Annotated in this window: 15 protein-coding genes, 7 pseudogenes and 1 other annotated feature; of the genes and pseudogenes, 14 read left to right on the top strand and 8 right to left on the bottom strand. The window is 63.5% G+C overall.

Annotation, left to right across the window (positions count from 1 at the left end):
- Positions 1-552: 552 nt before the first annotated feature.
- The 5 genes and pseudogenes from LEL84_RS15120 to LEL84_RS15100 all read right to left on the bottom strand — a co-directional run.
- Positions 553-1077 (bottom strand): annotated as a pseudogene (locus LEL84_RS15120) (IS630 family transposase); the annotation flags it as partial.
- A 34-nt stretch (positions 1078-1111) separates the two neighbouring features.
- Positions 1112-1420 (bottom strand): annotated as a pseudogene (locus LEL84_RS15115) (integrase core domain-containing protein); the annotation flags it as partial.
- Between the two features lie 4 nt (positions 1421-1424).
- On the bottom strand, positions 1425-2624 hold the full coding sequence (locus LEL84_RS15110) for an IS30 family transposase (protein WP_101819295.1): 1200 nt from the start codon (positions 2622-2624) through the stop codon (positions 1425-1427).
- 283 nt (positions 2625-2907) lie between these two features.
- Positions 2908-3881: pseudogene (locus tag LEL84_RS15105) on the bottom strand (IS3 family transposase); the annotation flags it as partial.
- A gap of 49 nt (positions 3882-3930) precedes the next feature.
- Positions 3931-4413, bottom strand: a pseudogene (locus LEL84_RS15100) (IS630 family transposase); the annotation flags it as partial.
- A gap of 29 nt (positions 4414-4442) precedes the next feature.
- Between LEL84_RS15100 and LEL84_RS15095 the strand changes: the two are divergent.
- The 7 genes from LEL84_RS15095 (at position 4443) to LEL84_RS15065 (ending at position 10906) form a co-directional block, all read left to right on the top strand.
- A complete protein-coding gene (locus tag LEL84_RS15095; protein WP_068970850.1) occupies positions 4443-5741 on the top strand; it encodes an LLM class flavin-dependent oxidoreductase in 1299 nt (432 codons plus the stop codon).
- On the top strand, positions 5738-6832 hold the full coding sequence (locus LEL84_RS15090) for a hypothetical protein (protein ID WP_004022072.1): 1095 nt from the start codon (positions 5738-5740) through the stop codon (positions 6830-6832). The genes LEL84_RS15095 and LEL84_RS15090 overlap by 4 nt, the downstream gene beginning before the upstream one ends.
- A 270-nt stretch (positions 6833-7102) precedes the next feature.
- On the top strand, positions 7103-7420 hold the full coding sequence (locus LEL84_RS15085) for a transposase (RefSeq protein WP_004022138.1): 318 nt from the start codon (positions 7103-7105) through the stop codon (positions 7418-7420).
- Positions 7381-7509, top strand: a sequence feature (AL1L pseudoknot). Its footprint overlaps the gene before it by 40 nt.
- A complete protein-coding gene (locus tag LEL84_RS15080) occupies positions 7423-8163 on the top strand; it encodes an IS3 family transposase (RefSeq protein ID WP_159369739.1) in 741 nt (246 codons plus the stop codon). (Overlaps the previous feature by 87 nt.)
- 169 nt (positions 8164-8332) lie before the next feature.
- Positions 8333-9532 (top strand): IS30 family transposase, encoded by a 1200-nt coding sequence (locus LEL84_RS15075; protein WP_101819295.1) that lies wholly within the window; start codon positions 8333-8335, stop codon positions 9530-9532.
- Complete coding sequence (locus LEL84_RS15070; RefSeq protein WP_065632759.1) at positions 9513-9884, top strand: integrase core domain-containing protein; 372 nt, start codon at positions 9513-9515, stop codon at positions 9882-9884. The genes LEL84_RS15075 and LEL84_RS15070 overlap by 20 nt, the downstream gene beginning before the upstream one ends.
- 398 nt (positions 9885-10282) lie before the next feature.
- Positions 10283-10906: an acyl-CoA dehydrogenase family protein gene (locus LEL84_RS15065; protein ID WP_226512019.1), complete on the top strand. Its 624-nt coding sequence runs from the start codon at positions 10283-10285 to the stop codon at positions 10904-10906.
- Positions 10907-10973: 67 nt separating this feature from the next.
- Here LEL84_RS15065 and LEL84_RS15060 read toward each other — a convergent pair.
- Together LEL84_RS15060 and LEL84_RS15055 are read right to left on the bottom strand one after the other, a co-directional pair.
- Positions 10974-11216: pseudogene (locus LEL84_RS15060) on the bottom strand (MMPL family transporter); the annotation flags it as partial.
- Positions 11217-11220: 4 nt separating this feature from the next.
- Positions 11221-11346 (bottom strand): annotated as a pseudogene (locus LEL84_RS15055) (TetR family transcriptional regulator); the annotation flags it as partial.
- Between the two features lie 108 nt (positions 11347-11454).
- On the opposite strand from LEL84_RS15055, the gene LEL84_RS15050 reads away from it, so the two are divergent.
- Positions 11455-11931 (top strand): PaaI family thioesterase, encoded by a 477-nt coding sequence (locus LEL84_RS15050; protein WP_004020623.1) that lies wholly within the window; start codon positions 11455-11457, stop codon positions 11929-11931.
- Positions 11932-11936: 5 nt separating this feature from the next.
- Here LEL84_RS15050 and LEL84_RS15045 read toward each other — a convergent pair whose 3' ends face one another.
- Positions 11937-12962 (bottom strand): helix-turn-helix domain-containing protein, encoded by a 1026-nt coding sequence (locus LEL84_RS15045; RefSeq protein ID WP_004020622.1) that lies wholly within the window; start codon positions 12960-12962, stop codon positions 11937-11939.
- Between the two features lie 99 nt (positions 12963-13061).
- Between LEL84_RS15045 and LEL84_RS15040 the strand changes: the two genes are divergently transcribed.
- The 6 genes and pseudogenes from LEL84_RS15040 to LEL84_RS15015 all read left to right on the top strand — a co-directional run.
- On the top strand, positions 13062-13382 hold the full coding sequence (locus tag LEL84_RS15040; protein ID WP_004020621.1) for a 2Fe-2S iron-sulfur cluster-binding protein: 321 nt from the start codon (positions 13062-13064) through the stop codon (positions 13380-13382).
- Between the two features lie 26 nt (positions 13383-13408).
- On the top strand, positions 13409-14800 hold the full coding sequence (locus tag LEL84_RS15035; protein ID WP_004020620.1) for a cytochrome P450: 1392 nt from the start codon (positions 13409-13411) through the stop codon (positions 14798-14800).
- Positions 14797-15996: an NAD(P)/FAD-dependent oxidoreductase gene (locus LEL84_RS15030; protein ID WP_014928948.1), complete on the top strand. Its 1200-nt coding sequence runs from the start codon at positions 14797-14799 to the stop codon at positions 15994-15996. The genes LEL84_RS15035 and LEL84_RS15030 overlap by 4 nt, the downstream gene beginning before the upstream one ends.
- Entirely contained in the window at positions 15993-16664 is a 672-nt protein-coding gene (locus tag LEL84_RS15025) for a transglutaminase-like domain-containing protein (protein WP_004020618.1), read from the top strand. Before LEL84_RS15030 ends, LEL84_RS15025 begins: the two co-directional genes overlap by 4 nt.
- 111 nt (positions 16665-16775) lie before the next feature.
- Positions 16776-17789 carry a BtrH N-terminal domain-containing protein gene (locus tag LEL84_RS15020; RefSeq protein ID WP_172622077.1) on the top strand — a complete coding sequence of 338 codons (1014 nt, stop codon included), beginning with the start codon at positions 16776-16778 and terminating at the stop codon, positions 17787-17789.
- Between the two features lie 300 nt (positions 17790-18089).
- Positions 18090-18437: pseudogene (locus LEL84_RS15015) on the top strand (transposase); the annotation flags it as partial.
- Between the last annotated feature and the right edge of the window lie 83 nt (positions 18438-18520).

Here is an 18520-nt window from a genome sequence, read left to right as displayed (position 1 = left end):
TCCGGGCTTCTCGCGCTGACCGATCTGGAGGGCGATGCGTTGTTCGGCGGCGTCGGCGATGCGTAGCTGTTCTTAAGCCCGGTAGGCCAGGGCGACGTCGTGGTCGCGGCCGGTTTGGGCGTCGGCGGCCGCCGGGGTTGTGGCGCACGAGGGTTCCGAGGTCACGGCGGCATTGTCTGCAGGGGTGGCCCTGGGTGTCGGTGGGGATCGCGCAGCCGGGCAGGGCGCAGCGGGGGAAAAGTTCGGCGGTGATGGTCACGATGGTTCCTCGAGGTGGCGGGTGTGAGCGGGGCCGGGGCGCTGGGCCGCGACCGTGAGAGGTCGCGGCCCACCGCTGGACGGGGTCTAGTCGGGTGGCACGTCGACGGCATCGGTGTCCCCGGCGATGACCTTCTCGACGTCGGAGAGGGTGTACTCGTTCCGCAGGATCAGCTTGGAGAACGCCTCGACGGCCGAACGGTTCGTGATTGCTCCACAGTTTCGTCATTGATGACGAAATGACCTGATTTTCTCCAAGATTCGCCGATAACCTACGTTATGACATAATTCCCGCTAGTGTTCTGAGTCATTAATTCGTGTGCAGTAGTGGGCGATGGAGTCGAGGATCTGGTCAGCGGTCTTGACCCACACGTAGGGGCGGGGGTTGTCGTTCCAGGTCTCGATCCATGCTCTGATGTCGGCGTTGAGCGCTCTCACGGTGCGGTGGGTGGAGCGTTGGAGCTTCTTGGTGGTCAGTTCGGCGAACCAGCGTTCGACGAGGTTCATCCAGGATGAGCTCGTCGGGGTGAAGTGGACAACGAATCGTGGGTGCGAGGTCAGCCATCGTTTGACCGCGGGCGTCTTGTGGGTAGAGGCGTTGTCCATGACCAGGTGGACGTCGAGCTCGTCGGGCACCTCGGCGTCGATCTTGCGGAGAAACCCGATGAATTCTGTTGCCCGATGCCGTGAGTGAAGCGAACCGATCACTTTTCCCGACGCGATGTCCAACGCCGCGTACAGACTGGAGGTGCCGTTGCGCACATAGTCGTGGCTGGCCCGTTGCGGGGTGCCCGGGAGCATGGGAAAGATCGGCTGGGTGAATCACCCTAGGGTTTTGTGCCGCCTCCAGTGTGGGCTGGTCCTCGGGGCCGAGGCCAGCGTAGTGGAGCGTTTCGAACTCGGTCGGGGGAATCTGGCCGATACTCGAGTGCAGCCTGCTGTTGTTGTACCAGTCGACCCAACCAGCGGTCGCGAACTCGACGTCGGAGATCGTCCGGTACGGGCCGGAGTGGAAGATCGTGGTCCGGATGCACTCGGTCTTGTACAGCCCGTTCACCGACTCGGCCAGAGCGTTGTCGTAGGCGTCTCCGACCGACCCGATCGACGCGGCGATGTCTTCGAGCCGCAGCCGCTCAGTCAGTGTAACCGATGTGTACTGGGCGCGTTCAATCGGTCGATGCAACACTGGGTTGTTGTAGCGAGTGTAGTTGTTCGCCAAAGACTTCGGCGGGAGTTTTCCATCCAAGGACTTTTCTAGGACGGTTGTTGAGGGTGTAGGCGATGGCCTCGAGGTCCTCAGCTGACCACCGCGACAGATCAGTTCCCTTAGGAAAATATTGGCGCAGAACACCATTGGTGTTCTCGTTGGATGGTCGCTGCCACGGTGAGTGCGGATCGGCGAAGAACACCTGCGTTCCGGTGTCCATCGCGAACTGGGCGTGAGCGGACAGTTCCTTGCCGCGATCCCACGTCAACGTTTTGCGCAACTGCTGCGGCAGCGCGGCGATCGACGCTGTCAGTCCTGCATTCATCGCGATGGCACCGTAGCCACCGAGTGCGGGCCCGTTCTTCACAGGCGGCTGCTCACCCCAGCCCTGCTGGCGTGGCAGATGCACCAGAAGTGTTGCACGACTACGACGTTCAACGATCGTGCCGATCGCCGATCTCCCAGTTCCGATAATCAGATCACCCTCCCAGTGCCCGGGGACGGCACGGTCCTCGGCCTCGGCAGGGCGCTGACTGAACACGACATCGGAGGTGACGTGACCCTGCGGCTTGTTGCGCGAGCGGGCCCGCGGCTCCCTCAGTGCACGTCCGGTGCGCAGGCACGCGACCAGCTCACGTTTGAGCGCGCCGCGGCCCTCGATGAACAGGGACTGGTAGATCGCCTCGTGACTGATACGCATGGATTCATCATCGGGGAAGTCGACCTTCAAACGCTGGGAGATCTGCTCTGGACTCCACGCCAGCGACCACCGCCGGTTGGCCCGGTGCGGTTTGTTAAGCCCCTTCCATGGCGGTGGCGTGGGGCCCGCAGCGATCGTGCCATCGGGACGGCGGACAACGCCGGCCAGGCGGTCCTGTACGTACTCCCGCAACTCGACGTGGGCCACGAGCTTCGCTGTTTTCGGGCGCTTGGCGGCCTGCTGGGCTTTCCACTGCGCCACCAACGCCCGATACTCGAGCTTCCCGCTCCTGGTTGCGGCGTTGCGCCGTAGCTCACGCGAGATCGTGGCCGGACTCCGCCCGATCCACCGTGCGATCTCACGCACCCCACGATCCTGGGCGCGTAGCAGCGCGATCTCTTCCCGTTCGGCGAAGGATAGATAGCGGCCCGAAGGCTCATCCAGACTCAGCGGCCTCATGCCGCCAGCGTGGCGGAACCAGCGTGTACCCACCGGCACCGACACACCGACAGCGATCGATGCCTGTGCCGTGCTCACCCCCGTCGCGACCACCCGCCAAAACTCACGTTGCACCTGCCGCGACGGCTCCGGCCGCCCCGGCGATCGCATCGCCGGCCGAAGTGCACGATCAGCACGCCACTGCCGACGAACACCTACCGCCACATCGCTGGTCCTCCGACTCCAGTCCGCCGTAGCCACCGCAAACACCTCCATGATCATGGTGTTGCGACGACCAGTTGAATCCGCCCTGACTTCCAGCATCCGAATGATGAATCAGCTCAGCAGCTTTCACCGGATGACCCTCTCGTTTCCGCTGCCACAGCGCCATCCGAAGCGGGACCGTCACCAGCTCCACCGTCTTCGACGTCGAGGCGTGCCACGCCACGATCCGACGTGAGAACACGTCGATGATGAACACCACGTACACCCACCCCGCCCACGTCCGGCAGTAGGTGAAATCGGTCACCCACACCCGGTTCGGCTCGACGGCACTGAACTGTCGATTCACCAGATCCTCCGCACGTACACCATCAGCGGACCGCACGGTCGTACGGACTCCCTTGGACCTTCGAATCCCGTTGTGGCCTAGCACTTTCATCGCTCGATCAACGGCGCCATAGGACACCCCGGGCAGTGTTGTCCGATGCAGATGGGCGCGCATCTTCACCCGCCCGTAGAGGCCCTCCGGAGTCATCTTCCGCCGGCCGTCGTCATCGGTGCGCCAGACCACGGTGCGCACCGCATCGACGACGTGGGCATCGGAGACGGTCCGAGCGGCAGGCGTGCGTGTTCGCGATGCCCGGTAGGTTCGTGCGGCAATCATGCAGCCCTGCTCACGCAAGACCCGACAGATCGACTCGACCGCAAAACCGTTGGCGCGCATCTGATCTATGAACGCCACGATCATCGGTTGCGGCGGTCGAGTTCCCCCGCGAAGAAAGTCGTCGCCGCTTTCAAAATGGCAACGTCCTCTCGCAATTGCTTGTTCTCCGCCTTGAGTCGCTTGATCTCAGCGGACTCCTTCGACGTGGTCCCCGACCGGGCGCCGGCATCGACCTGGGCCTGCACGGCCCACCGACGTACCGTCTCCCCACCGACACCGACCTGCTTGGCGATCGCCTCTGCCGCGGCAGTCAACGACGTGTACTCGCCGCCGTGCGCCTCCGGCAAACGCAAGGCCCTCGAACGGACCTCCGGATCGATCTTCTTAGGCATGTGCTCATCCTTCCTGACTCAGAAGGAAGCGGCATCAAACCAGGGGTGATTCACGGACCTTCTCGGTGAACAAGGGATCTCTCGACAGCTTCCACGAATCCTGTTTGTGCGGAGCCAATCCGAACGCCCGCCACACACGCGACACGGTTGACTGTGACATGTCGAGATGCTCGGCCATCGCCCGCGTCGACCAGTGTGTCGCATTCTTCGGAGTGGTCTCGAGAGTCGCGGTGATCAAGTTTTTGATCTGCTCGTCGTCGACGGTGCGAGGTCGCCCAGGCCGGGGTTCGTCGAGCAACCCCTCGCAGCGGTGCTCGACGAACCGGCCTCGCCAGCGCCGCACGGTACTGCGATTGAGGCCGAGTCGTTGTGCCACTTCAGTATTCGAACCGCCATCAGCGGCGGCGAGAACGATTCGTGAGCGCATCGCCAAACCCGAGGCCGTCGTTCGCCGACGCGCCCACCCTTCGAGCTCACGGCGCTCGTCATCAGTCAGAACAATATCCACTGCTCGCGGACCCCGGGTTGCCATTCCCTAGCCTAACAACCGAACGGAAATTAATGACTCAGGACACTAGATCCGCAGCAACTAACGATTTTCTTTCCGGTGCATACTATAAGAAGATCGCTCAGACCCTTGAACGCGGAAAGTTTGATCTTCTTTTCCTTCCGGATGCTCTCGCAGTCGAGGACAGCTACGGCCATGATCTGCAAACAGGCGTCGGACTGGGCGGCCAGGGCGCGATCGCACTCGAGCCCGCCACGGTGGTGGCGACGATGGCCGCCGTGACCGACCGGTTGGGACTTGGAGCCACCATCTCCACCACGTATTACCCGCCGTTTCACGTCGCCCGTATCCTGGCAACGCTGGATAACCTGTCCGACGGGCGGGTGTCGTGGAACATCGTGACATCGCTGAACGATTCAGAGGCAAAGAACTTCGGAATCGATGCTCATCTTGAACACGACACCCGTTACGACCGCGCGGACGAGTTCGTCGAGGTCGTACGTAAGCTGTGGAACTCGTGGGACGATGATGCGCTGCTGTTGGACAAGATCTGCGGCCGGTTCGCTGATCCTAAGAAAGTTCATTACGTCGATCACCGTGGTGACTGGTTCGACGTGCGCGGCCCCCTGCAAATCCCCCCTTCAAGTCAGCGCGAGCCAGTACTCCTCCAGGCCGGATTGTCGCCTCGCGGTAGACGTTTCGCGGGCCAGTGGGCCGACGCCGTGTTCAGCATCTCGCCGACGCTGGAGATGATGCAGCGCACGTACCAGGACATCAAGGGGCAAGTGAGTGCCGCGGGTCGCAACCCCGACGCCACGAAGGTTTTCACAGCTGTCATGCCCATACTTGGGGAGACCGAGGCGATCGCACGCGATCGCCTCGAATACATCAACGGTCTCGTCCACCCCGAGGTCGGTCTGTCGACGTTGTCGAGTCATAGTGGAATCGACTTGTCCGCCTTCCCCCTAGACGCGAAGTACTCCGACATCGTCGCGAGCTTGGGGGACGCGCACATCCCCACCATGCTCCACATGTTCTCCACGGTTGCGAGCGACGGCGAGGATCTGACACTGGCCGACCTTGGAAAGCGTTATGGCACGAACGTGGGTTTTGTCCCGCAGTGGGGAGGAACGCCCACCCAGATCGCCGACAGACTGGTCGAGTACTTCGATGCGAGAGCGGCTGATGGGTTCATCATCTCCGCCGCCTATCTGCCCGGCGTTTACGAGGACTTTGTCGACCAGGTGGTGCCGCTGTTGCAAGAACGTGGGGTATTCCGCGACGAGTATGAGGGATCAACGCTGCGCGACCACCTCGGCCTGGAACTGCCAAGCGGGGCGGCGGCGCTGTGACCGACACCAGCTCAGCGGTCCACACCCTCGCGTACAGCAACTGCCCTGTTCCCAACGCCCTGCTGGTTGGCCGCGAGTCGCAGTTGCTCGCCGAGGCTGGCATCAATCTGGACGTGCTGGGAGGGCCGCTGGGCTCCTTGCACTTCACCTACGATCATCCCGCTTACACCCGATTCGGCGGAGAGATCCCGCCGTTGGTGAGTGAGGGCCTGCGTGCACCGGGTCGCACACGCCTCCTGGGCGTCACCCTGTTCGAGGGAAAGCTGGGCTTTTACGCGGCCGACCCCACCCTGACCGCACCGGAGCAACTGGCGGGGCATCGTGTCGGCGTATCCGCATCGGCAATCCGGATCCTGCGCGGCGACCTTGGTGACTACCGACAGCTCGACCCGTGGCGCCAGACTCTCGTCGCACTGGGCACTTGGGAGGCGCGAGCCCTGCAGCACACCCTTCGTCACTCCGGCGTAACAGTAAACGATATCGAGCTCGTACCCATTGAGACGGCGGGAGTCGACTTACCGCAGGACCGACTCAGCGCATCGGCATCAGTGAACGGTTCGGACCTCTTTCCCGCCGTCGGGGCCCATCAGGCACAAGTCTTTGCCGGGGGGACGGTCGATGCGCTATTCAGCTGGCTTCCGTGGTCCGCGGAGTTCGAAGACCTCACCGGTGTTAGACCGCTGCGTGACCTGAGCTTGGACAGGACAAGCCACTACGCCAGCGTTTGGACAATCAGCGCGCAACTCGTCGATAAGAACCCGTCACTCGTGCAGCATCTGGTGGATACGGTGGTCCGGGCAGGCTCCTGGGCGCGCGATCATCTGACCGAGACAGTCGCGATTCATGCCCGCAACCTCGGTGTTAGCGAGACTGCGGTGACACGCGGTTTCGGCGAGCACTTCACCGACAACTTAGTACCCACCCTCGACCACGATGCGCTCACTGTCCTTGCTGCGACACAGCGGTACCTGGTCGACCACGATCTGGTGGATAAGGCGATCGACCTGACTGATTGGTCGGCCCCGGAATTTCTGCAGACGAGCCTGCGTACATGCGCGGCCGGCACATCAGCGATTGGAGAATACGAATGACAGTCACCGACGACACGGCGGCGGCCACCGACCGGCGGGCGGGCGATCCTCTCGCGGTGGCTCGAGACCTTGCTGCAAGCTGGCGGGAGGGAATCGTCGAACGGGATCGCGATGGGGGGCCAGCCACCCGTGAGAAAGAGGACTTACGCCTAAGTGGTCTGCTGGCGCTCGCGGTACCCGAGGAGCACGGTGGTTGGGGCGCAGATTGGCCGACGGTCTGAACCGCCCCGGGTCTGTCGGAGGCTCTCGAACCTGTGAAGGATGGAGAGCATGGCAGCACCACGCAAGTACAGTGAGGAACTCAAGGACCGGGCCACCCGGATGGCATGTGAAGCGCGACGAGATCCCGATTCGTCGAGAGGTGCGATCAAGCGGATCGCCGATCAGCTCGGAGTCCATCCCGAGGCGTTGCGCAATTGGGTTCGTCAGGCCGAGATCGACGGCGGGGTCCGCCCGGGCACCACGAGTGAGGACGCTGACCGCATCGCGGCGTTGGAGCGGGAGAACCGTGAACTGCGGCGAGCGAACACGATCTTGAAGCAGGCTTCGGCTTTCTTTGCGGCGGAGATCGACCGCCCACAGCGCTGATCGTGGTGTTCGTCGCGGCTCACCGCGATGAACACGGAGTCGATCCGATCTGTGCGGCATTGCGCGATACGTCCGCCCAGATCGCTCCGTCCACGGTACGAGCCCACCTGAGCCCCCAGAAGACCGAGGCGCCTCGTGTGGTGCGTGACCGGGAGCTCCTTACCCAGGTCCGCGCGGTGCATGCCGACAACCTCGGCGTCTACGGTGCCCGCAAGGTGCATGCCCAATTGCGCAGACAGGGCCATAGTGCTGCCCGCTGCACCGTCGAGCGATTGATGAAAGCCGATGGGCTGCAAGGGATAGCGAGACTCAAGACACGCAAGACCACGCGCAGCGAGGGAGCTGAAACACCCCGGCCGGCTGACCGGGTCAACCGTCAGTTCACCGCGGCGGCACCGAACGCGTTGTGGGTGGCGGACCTGACCTACATCCGCACCCACTCGGGCTGGGTGTACGCGGCGTTCGTCCTGGACGTGTTCTCGCGGATGGTCGTCGGCTGGCAGGTCTCGACCACCATGCACACCGACCTCGCCCTCGACGCCCTGAACATGGGATTGTGGGCACGGTCGCGTGCCGGCCACGACGTGGCCGGGCTGATCCACCACTCCGACCGCGGAGTGCAAGGCGGATTCAACTGGTCGTCGCAACACCATGATCATGGAGGTGTTTGCGGTGGCTACGGCGGACTGGAGTCGGAGGACCAGCGATGTGGCGGTAGGTGTTCGTCGGCAGTGGCGTGCTGATCGTGCACTTCGGCCGGCGATGCGATCGCCGGGGCGGCCGGAGCCGTCGCGGCAGGTGCAACGTGAGTTTTGGCGGGTGGTCGCGACGGGGGTGAGCACGGCACAGGCATCGATCGCTGTCGGTGTGTCGGTGCCGGTGGGTACACGCTGGTTCCGCCACGCTGGCGGCATGAGGCCGCTGAGTCTGGATGAGCCTTCGGGCCGCTATCTATCCTTCGCCGAACGGGAAGAGATCGCGCTGCTACGCGCCCAGGATCGTGGGGTGCGTGAGATCGCACGGTGGATCGGGCGGAGTCCGGCCACGATCTCGCGTGAGCTACGGCGCAACGCCGCAACCAGGAGCGGGAAGCTCGAGTATCGGGCGTTGGTGGCGCAGTGGAAAGCCCAGCAGGCCGCCAAGCGCCCGAAAACAGCGAAGCTCGTGGCCCACGTCGAGTTGCGGGAGTACGTACAGGACCGCCTGGCCGGCGTTGTCCGCCGTCCCGATGGCACGATCGCTGCGGGCCCCACGCCACCGCCATGGAAGGGGCTTAACAAACCGCACCGGGCCAACCGGCGGTGGTCGCTGGCGTGGAGTCCAGAGCAGATCTCCCAGCGTTTGAAGGTCGACTTCCCCGATGATGAATCCATGCGTATCAGTCACGAGGCGATCTACCAGTCCCTGTTCATCGAGGGCCGCGGCGCGCTCAAACGTGAGCTGGTCGCGTGCCTGCGCACCGGACGTGCACTGAGGGAGCCGCGGGCCCGCTCGCGCAACAAGCCGCAGGGTCACGTCACCTCCGATGTCGTGTTCAGTCAGCGCCCTGCCGAGGCCGAGGACCGTGCCGTCCCCGGGCACTGGGAGGGTGATCTGATTATCGGAACTGGGAGATCGGCGATCGGCACGATCGTTGAACGTCGTAGTCGTGCAACACTTCTGGTGCATCTGCCACGCCAGCAGGGCTGGGGTGAGCAGCCGCCTGTGAAGAACGGGCCCGCACTCGGTGGCTACGGTGCCATCGCGATGAATGCAGGACTGACAGCGTCGATCGCCGCGCTGCCGCAGCAGTTGCGCAAAACGTTGACGTGGGATCGCGGCAAGGAACTGTCCGCTCACGCCCAGTTCGCGATGGACACCGGAACGCAGGTGTTCTTCGCCGATCCGCACTCACCGTGGCAGCGACCATCCAACGAGAACACCAATGGTGTTCTGCGCCAATATTTTCCTAAGGGAACTGATCTGTCGCGGTGGTCAGCTGAGGACCTCGAGGCCATCGCCTACACCCTCAACAACCGTCCTAGAAAAGTCCTTGGATGGAAAACTCCCGCCGAAGTCTTTGGCGAACAACTACACTCGCTACAACAACCCAGTGTTGCATCGACCGATTGAACGCGCCCAATACCGAGCCATCCGCTACACCGAACGACTGGCCGAAGCCGAAGCGGTGACATCTGTTGGCTCCAAAGGGGATTCATACGACAACGCGATGGCTGAGGCGTTCAACTCGCTGTTCAAAGCCGAATGCATCCGTAACCCCGTGATGCGCCCGCGAGGCGGCTGGGCAGGTGTGGGCGAGGTCGAGATCGCCGTCGCTGAGTACGTCGAATGGTTCAACCACCGCCGCCTGCACGGCGAGATCGGACACGTCCCACCCGTCGAGTACGAGAGCGCCTACTGGTCGACCCACACCGTCACCAGCTACCGTGAGAACCCGGTCCCCGCAAACGCTGGAACCAACTAACCGAGCCTCCAGCAAACCCGGGGCGATTCAGTCTTCGCAGTAATCCGCGAGATTGCCAAGGTCGACGGCTCGCTTGGCCACCTCTACGGATACCACCTCGTGTGTGCAGCCTTCATCGAACTCCTCGGCTCGCCGGAGCAGCGCGACGCCACTTACCGCCGCGTGGCGCAGGGTTCCTGGACGGGGAACGCGTTGAGCGAGAACAACAGTCACATTCTCGACTGGAAGGTGCGTGCAACCCCACGCGACGACGGTGGTTACGTGCTGAACGGGACCAAGCATTTCTGTAGCGGGGCGCTCGGATCCGATCTGCTTCTGGTGTTTGGCGTGGCGCAGGATGATGACTCACCCGAGCGGTCGGGAATATCACAGCGGTCATACCCACCGACCGAGGGGGAGTGCGTCCCAACAATGACTGGAAAGCCCTGGGGATGCGGCGGACCGACAGCGGTACAACGGACTTCAAAGATGTTCAAGTGCTTCCGCACGAGGTGTTGGGGGCTCCGAACAGCGTGATCACCGACTTTTTCGGCTATAGGCGCGCCAGCCTATTCGGCCCGTTGGTGCAACTGATCTTCTCGCACGTCTACATAGGAATTGCCGCCGAAGCGCTGGACTCCGCTCGCGAATACACGCTGGAGCACGCACGGCCATGGACCCCTGCGGGGGTTTCTGAGGCCACGCAGGATCCATACGTAGTTCGGACCTTTGGAGAGCTTGCGATTAAACTACAAGGCGCTGACGCGGCGGCCCGCGATGCGTCGCACGCGGTGCAGCGGATCTGGGAGAAGGGTGATGCTTTGGCACCCGCCGATCGGGCCTCGCTGATGGTTCAGGTGTCGGGGGTGAAGGTCTTGGCCACCGAGGCGGGTCTGTCTATAGGCAGCCGGATCTTCGAGGTCATCGGGGCGCGTGGGACACACCCGCGTTTGGGGCTGGACCGGTTCTGGCGCAACATCCGGACGCACAGCCTGCATGACCCGGTGGCCTACAAGATTGCCGACGTCGGCCAGTACTTCTAGAACGACCGTGATCCCGTCCCAGGCTTTACATCCTGACAAGTTCGACAACACACATCGGCGATCCCCCCACCAGGTCGCGGGCGGAAGCGACATCGGCGGTGGTGCCACGAAGTTCCTGGACAAGCTCGTCGTAGCGTGCACGCACCGTCGGGGTGAGGCCGCCACGGTTCTCCATGGCGATAAACGCCGTTGTCTTGGCGCCTTTCTCCCCGAACGCCGTGCCCATCCGGTCGAATGACTGAAACGACGGCACTCCCGCAGGGATCGGGTCGACCGACTGCTGCCGCACGACTGTCTCCAGCTGCGGGAACGCTCGTGACCGCCTCGACGGTGACAGCCTCCACTCCCCCGCTGCGCAGCAACACCGCCGTGGCGTCGAGCAGACGGTTCCGGGAACGAACCCGCCGCGGATCGACGTCGTCGAGGCCATTGATGCTCACCGCCACCAGGTCTCCTCACGCTGTTGGTCCAGCGTGGATGTGGCATTCTACCAACGATACCGTTGGTAGTGGTCTGCTACCGGCACGAGCATCGATTCGAGGACTGTGATGTCAGCACCCACCAAACTGCCCGCACACTCCCCATCGTGCATGGGCTGCGGGCCGGAGAATGCCAGCGGCCTGCAGCTCGAGGTGTACCGCGACGGCGACCGCGTTTTTGCCGATCACTCTTTCACCACCAAGCATTCCGGTGGACCAGGTTTGGCGCACGGAGGCGCTATCTCGGCCGCGTGCGACGACATCATGGGATTCACGCTGTGGATCGCCGGCACCCCGGCCGTCACGCGCACGTTGACCGTCAAGTACCGCCGACCGGTACCCCTCCACGTACCAGTACGTCTTACGGCGTGCATCGACGAGGACGCCGATCACATCCTGCACATCGGGGCGAGCGGGACTGTGGACGGCGAGACCTACTTTTCCGCCACCGGCGAGTTCGTGAAAGTCGATCTCATGCACTTCGCGCGCTACGCCGACACCTCCACGGTAGACAGCTTTTTCGTCAATCTTCTTCGCGCGGACTGACCTGCTCAGATGCCCGGCGCTGCCTGCCGATTCGCCGGTGCGCGGCGAAACCGCGTCGGGGAGCATCCGACCCACCGTGTGAACGCATGAGAGAAGCTGGCGGCGTCGGAGTACCCCAGTTCTGCGGCTATCTCGCCGACACCGATGCCCGGATCCAGCAGTCGCGCGGTGGCCCGTTCTTGGACGAACTGCTGCCGCAGGCGACGCAGGGTGGTGCCCTCGGCGTTCAGGCGTCGCTTGAGTGTGCTCACCGATATCGACAGCTCCGCCGCGATACGAGCACCGTCAGCGCGGGCAGGGTCGGCATCGAACTGTGCGCGGACCAGCTGCGTGTAGGAACTGGGCCTACGCTGTTCGTAGACGCGTCGAAGCTCGGCAATACCGATCCGGTAGGCCACGGGGTCGGAGAAACGGCACACGTCGTAGAGCACGGCAGCCGGTATGTGCACGAACGCCGCGGGCGCGTTGAAAACGATCCGATGGCCGATCTCACCCACGGCGATCAGGTCTGCCGGCGCCTGGCATGTCAGATGAAGCTCCACGGAGGGGACGGCACCGGCGAGCATGTCCACCAACCGCAGGACAGCCAGACCACCGTAGGTGACGGCGAAACAATCGGTGCCGGCGCTGTCGGTGCGCCCGGCCAGAGCGATCGTCAGTCCAGAATCTCCGTGCTGGAACTCGGTGCTCAGCGCGGTCGATATCAGGGGCAAGAACTGAAGCAGTTGAACAACTTCGACGACGGAACCCGCACTGACCAGCGGCAAACTGATGGGGCCGAACGAGGTGAGCTGAGCGTGCTCGGCGAACGCTACGCCCAACCGGAATCCCTGCTGGGAATCCATCGCCGGATACACCTCGTGAAACCACCGGACAGGCACTTGGCCCTGTCGCGCAATGACGACCGCGAGATCGACGCCCTCGCGGGCCATGATGCGTTCGAACGCTCGGGTCTCCGCCGCGCCCAAGGCGCCGCTGTCGAGGAGCTGGGCGAACGCCAGCGGCGGCATCCCCGACTCGACAAGGCTCATATGAGCCAAGTTAACAAGACATCGCGACGTCCGAACCTGGATCGACCACATTCGCCGCGCGCACACTCATCTCTACGACCCAGGAACAAGGAGGTGGCCATGGCCACGATCACCTACGTGACCCACGACGGCGAGGACTACCCCGCGCCGGTGATGCCCGGCAGGTCACTGATGCAGACCGCGGTCGACCAGGCGATACCGGGCATTGATGGCGACTGTGGCGGTGAGGCGGCATGCGGAACCTGCCACGTCGTCGTCGACAGCGCGTGGATCGACACCGTCGGCCACAGCACAGACGTCGAAGAAGGCATGTTGAGCATGCACCCCGAGCGTGAGGCCAACTCGCGGCTGTCGTGTCAGATGACCGCGCGCGAAGAGTGGGACGGGTTGACCGTTCACCTCCCCGAGTTCCAGTTGTGAAGTGAGAGAATGAGAGCGACTTTCAGATGAGCATTACCACCGCGATCGCCGAGAAGGCGCAGTCCATGATCCCGATCGATCTGCAGATCCGTGGCGCTCACGTCTATGACAAGACCCGCCGGATCGTCACCCGAACCGACGGCAAGAAAATCTTCACCGAGACCCCCATCCCGCCGGTCGAGGACGTCGAACTCACTGACATCGATCTGAGCAACCCATTTCTCTACCGACAGGGCATGTGGCGGTCCTACTTCGAGCGTGTGCGCAATGAGGCGCCCGTTCACTTCCAGCCCCGCAGTCCCTTCGGGCCGTTCTGGTCGGTCACTCGACATGCCGACATCATCGCTGTCGACAAAAACCATGAAGCGTTCTCCGCCGAACCGTTCATCATCATCGGTCGGCCCCCGCGTTTCATGGATATCGCGATGTTCATCGCCATGGACCCGCCGCGGCACGACAAGCAGCGCGCCGCCGTCCAGGGAGTCGTCGCACCGAAGAACCTGCGCGAGATGGAGGGCCTCATCCGGTCTCGCGTCCGGGAAGTCGTCGAGGAGCTACCGCTCGACGAACCGTTCGACTGGGTCCAGACCGTGTCGGTCGAACTGACCGCGCGGATGCTCGCGACATTGCTCGACTACCCCTACGAGCAGCGCCACAAACTCGTCCAGTGGTCGGATTTGGCCACGTCGATGGAGCAGGCCAACGGCGGACCATCGGACAACGACAAAGTTTTCCGCGAGATGGTCGCGATGGCACAGGGCTTGAGTGCGCTGTGGCGAGACAAGGCCGCGCGGACCGCGGCAGGCGAGGAGACCGGATTCGACCTCATCACCATGCTGCAGAGCAACGAGGACACCAAGAACCTTCTCGACAATAGCCCGATGGAGTTCCTCGGGAACCTCGTGCTGCTGATCGTCGGCGGCAACGACACCACCCGCAACTCGATGAGCGGCGGAGTGCTGGCTCTCAACGAGTTTCCCGAGCAGTTCGAGAAACTCAAAGCCAATCCGGATCTGATTCCCAATGCGGTGTCGGAGATTATCCGGTGGCAAACCCCGCTGGCATACATGCGTCGGGTCGCCAAGAAGGACGTGATGCTCAACGGTCAGTTCATCCGCGCAGGTGACAAAGTCGTCATGTGGTATGCCTCCGGCAACCGCGACGAGCGAGTGTTCGACCGCCCGGACGAGCTCATCATCGATCGGTCCAACGCTCGCAACCACATCGCGTTCGGTTTCGGTGTGCACCGTTGCATGGGAAACCGTTTGGCCGAATTGCAGTTGCGCATTCTCTGGGAAGAACTTCTCGAGCGCTTCGACGACATCGAGGTGGTCGGTGATCCGGAGTACGTGCAGTCCAACTTCGTTCGTGGGATCAGCAAGATGATGGTCCGTCTGACTCCCAAGCCGGAGACGTGAGTACTGATCGGGTCGTGATCGTCGGCGCAAGCCACGCGGGCGCACAGCTGGCGGCCAATTTGCGCAAGGAGAAGTGGGCTGGGGCCATCCTGCTGATCGGCGACGAGGGCCGCCTGCCGTATCAGCGGCCGCCGCTGTCCAAGGCATACCTGGCTGGCGATTGCCATCTCGACGATGTCGCGATTCGGAGCCGCCAGTTCTACGACAAGCAACGGATCGAGCTCGTCGACGGGACCGTGACCTCGATCGACCGTGCCGAACGAACCGTCACTCTTGGCAACAACGACGCGGTGTCCTACTCGAAGTTGGCCCTGTGCACCGGCGCTCGAGCTCGCGCACTGCCGGTCCCCGGCGCCGACCTGCCGGGCGTGCACTATCTGCGCACCGCCACCGATGTCGAGGCCATCCGCGCCGCCGCGGTCCCGGGTTCGCGGGTCGTCATTGTCGGCGGCGGGTACATCGGCCTGGAGACAGCGGCCTCGCTTCGAACCCTGGGTGTCGAGGTCACCGTCCTGGAGGCGGCAGGACGCGTACTCGAACGTGTCACGGCGCCCGTCGTGTCGGAATTCTTCGATCGAATTCACCGCGAGAAGGGTGTCGAGGTACGGACCGACGCAATGGTCGAAGGGTTCCGCGGCGACGAACGAGTCGACGGCGTTGTCCTGTCCGGGGGGGAGACGCTGGCCGCTGACCTGGTCATCGTCGGCGTCGGCGTCATTCCGAACACGGAGCTCGCAGCAGCTGCGGGCATCGACGTCGAAAACGGCATCCTCGTCGACGACCGCGCTCGTACCAGCGATCCTGACATCGTCGCAGCCGGCGACTGCGCCAACCACCGAATCGAGCGGTACGGGCGACGTGTTCGTCTCGAGTGCGTGTCCGCAACAACCGAGCACGCCAAGATCGCGGCGGCCACAATCTGCGACAACACAACCGGTCGCGCCGCACTGCCATGGTTCTGGTCCGACCAATACGACCTCAAACTCCAGATCGCCGGGCTCAACACCGGATACGACGAGGTGCTGGTCAGCGGCAACCCCGCCCATGGCCGCGACTTCACCTGCTACTACTTAACCGCCGGAGAACTGATTGCAGCTGACTGCGTCAACAGACCCGCTGACTTCGTGACCGCCAAGCGCGCCATTGCACAACGAGCGCCGATCGTCAGGTCCGAATTGATCGGAGCGGCCCCATGACCACATCACCGACAAATGCGGTCAGCCCGGCGGCGCTGACGGGTTCACGCTTCCTCGACATCGAGCACGCCACCGTCGCAACCTTCACACGCGAAGCCGTCGGCAACGCGACCACCGACAAAGACAAAGCCGGCCGCCTGTTCACCGCGGTGCGCGACGCCATCCGCTACGACCCGTACACCGTCTCCAACGACCCAGAGCACTACCGGGCCAGCCATGTAATCGAATCCGGGCGTGGATACTGCGTCCCCAAGGCCGTCGTGCTTACCGCCGCATTCCGCGCCGCCGGGATCCCAGCGCGGCTAGGCTTCGCCGACGTCCGTAATCACCTCCAAACGGGCGCCCTACGTGAGCTGATGGGAACCGACGTCTTCGTCTATCACGGGTACAGCCACGTCTACATAGACGGACGGTGGCTCAAGGCGACACCCGCGTTCAACTCGGAACTGTGCGCGCGGTTCGGAGTCGCCCCGATCGACTTCACCGGCGACAGCGACGCGTTGCTCCACGCTCACTCCGCGGACGGCTCAACACACATGGAGTACGTCCGCGAAAGAGGTGTGTACAACGACCTGCCTCTCGACAACATCCTGGTGGCTCTCAAAGAGGCCTATGGCCCTCTTATACTCACGCAGCGTGCGACGTCACTAGATGCATTCCACGCCTAACCCGGTCTGCCTCAGTCGTCGGCCCGGCAATCGACAATTTTCGTACCGCCTCAACACAGGAGGATCGTGTCAGTGTCCGGCCCCTCGATGATCGACCCCTACCCGCACCGAATGGGTGGCCACTGTGGGTCCGGTGCGATGCGAGACCTCATGGAGTGGACCGGGCTCGGTTACGACGGCCCACCCGACGAGGGCCTCGTCTTTGCCCTCGGCGGAGCCCTCTCCCTCACCTACATTCGATCAAAAGCGCTGATGCCACCCGTGTACTTAGTCGGACGAGGACCTGATTTTGAGATCGACCTCCCCCGCCGTCTGGGCGGCACCGTCGAGGTGCTTGCCACAGACGACCCGGCCGAGGGTTGGGAGAACCTTCGTGGCGAGATCGATCAGGGACGCCCTGCACTGGTCTGGGCGGAGATCGCAGAACTCCCCTACCTGCGGGTCCAGTTGCGCATGAGCCGCCACGACATCGTTGTAGTCGGCTACGACGAGACGCAAGGCGTCGCGTACATCGCCGACAACGATCGCGAAGACCTTCAACGCGTCCCACTGGACGCACTCGCACGCGCGCGCCGCTCGACCTCCTTCCCGGAGCCAACCCGACACACGCTGTTTCGTATCAATTGGCCACAGACGCCACCTTCGATTCTCGAGGTGGCCGCACAGGCATTCGCACAATCCGCAGCGAGCCTGAGCACCCCAGGCGCATCGACGATCGCCGGGCCCGCAGAACACGGGTCACACGGCCTCGACGCTGCCAGCGCGCTCGCATCCGACGTCTGCAGCTGGGGAGCCCTGTCGACCGACGACCTCGAGATGCATTTATTCAGCCTCGGCGCCTTCATCGAGAAAGCGGGGACCGGCGGCGGCCTGTTCCGCCGACTGCTGGCACAGGGCTGCGACGAAATCGCGCGCCTCACCGGCGATCACGCCACCGCCATCCTTGCAGCCAACGCCCACCATGCGGCGACATCCTGGACTGCAGTCGCACGCGCAGCAGTACAGAAGGATCACGCCTCATCCGAGCGGCTCCGATCCGTCACAACCCTCGCGGCGGCTCTACCCGAGGCGGAAACGACCCTGGAGGCGTCACTACGAAAGGCCGCAGCATCCTTGTCAGGCTAACCGGCCTGTCGCGGCAAGTCCGCGAGGAGGACGCTAAGCAGGGCCGCCGCGTTCACACAAACGCACGCAGGAGCATTACCATCAGCAGGACGCCGGTTCCCGCTGACCCGGGTCCTGTGACATCGACAGGAGGCAACCGGGAAGCCTGCAGTTCTTCTCGCAGCGTCACGTATCCTGGCCTTCGACCACGCCACCGTGCAGGCGTCCACCCGTGATGCTACCGGCGACGCGGACAACGATCGAGACATGGCGCGGAGCCACTTTGCCGCGGTGCGAAACCAGATCCGCTACGACCCCTACACAGCAGCCCGCATCCTCCTCGAAGTCGGCGACGGTTCAGCATTCGCCACCGCAGGCCACCTGGCCGCCTACGCCGGCATCGCACCAGTCACCCACCGATCCGGCACCTCCATCCGTGGCGAGCACCCCGCCCGATTCGGAAACCGCAAACTCAAACGAGCCTTCTTCCTCTCCGCGTTCGCCGCACTGCACGACCCCACCAGCCGCGCCTACTACGACCGCAAACGCGCCGAAGGAAAGAAACACAACGCCGCCCTCATCTGCCTGGCACGCCGACGATGCGACGTCCTCTACGCGATGCTCAAGCACAGCGAGCCCTACCGAACCCCAATCGCTTCAGCTGCTTGACAAACCCATAGGGACACCCCCCGTTCTGGACGACCCCCACCCAGCGTCTCACGCACGCTCACCACGAGCTCGGCGGGAATCGG

The organism is Gordonia sp. WA4-43 (assembly GCF_020520305.1).
Lineage (GTDB): Bacteria > Actinomycetota > Actinomycetes > Mycobacteriales > Mycobacteriaceae > Gordonia > Gordonia hongkongensis.
Note: the sequence above shows the minus strand (reverse complement) of the source record. Positions and strands in the feature narration are given on the sequence as shown.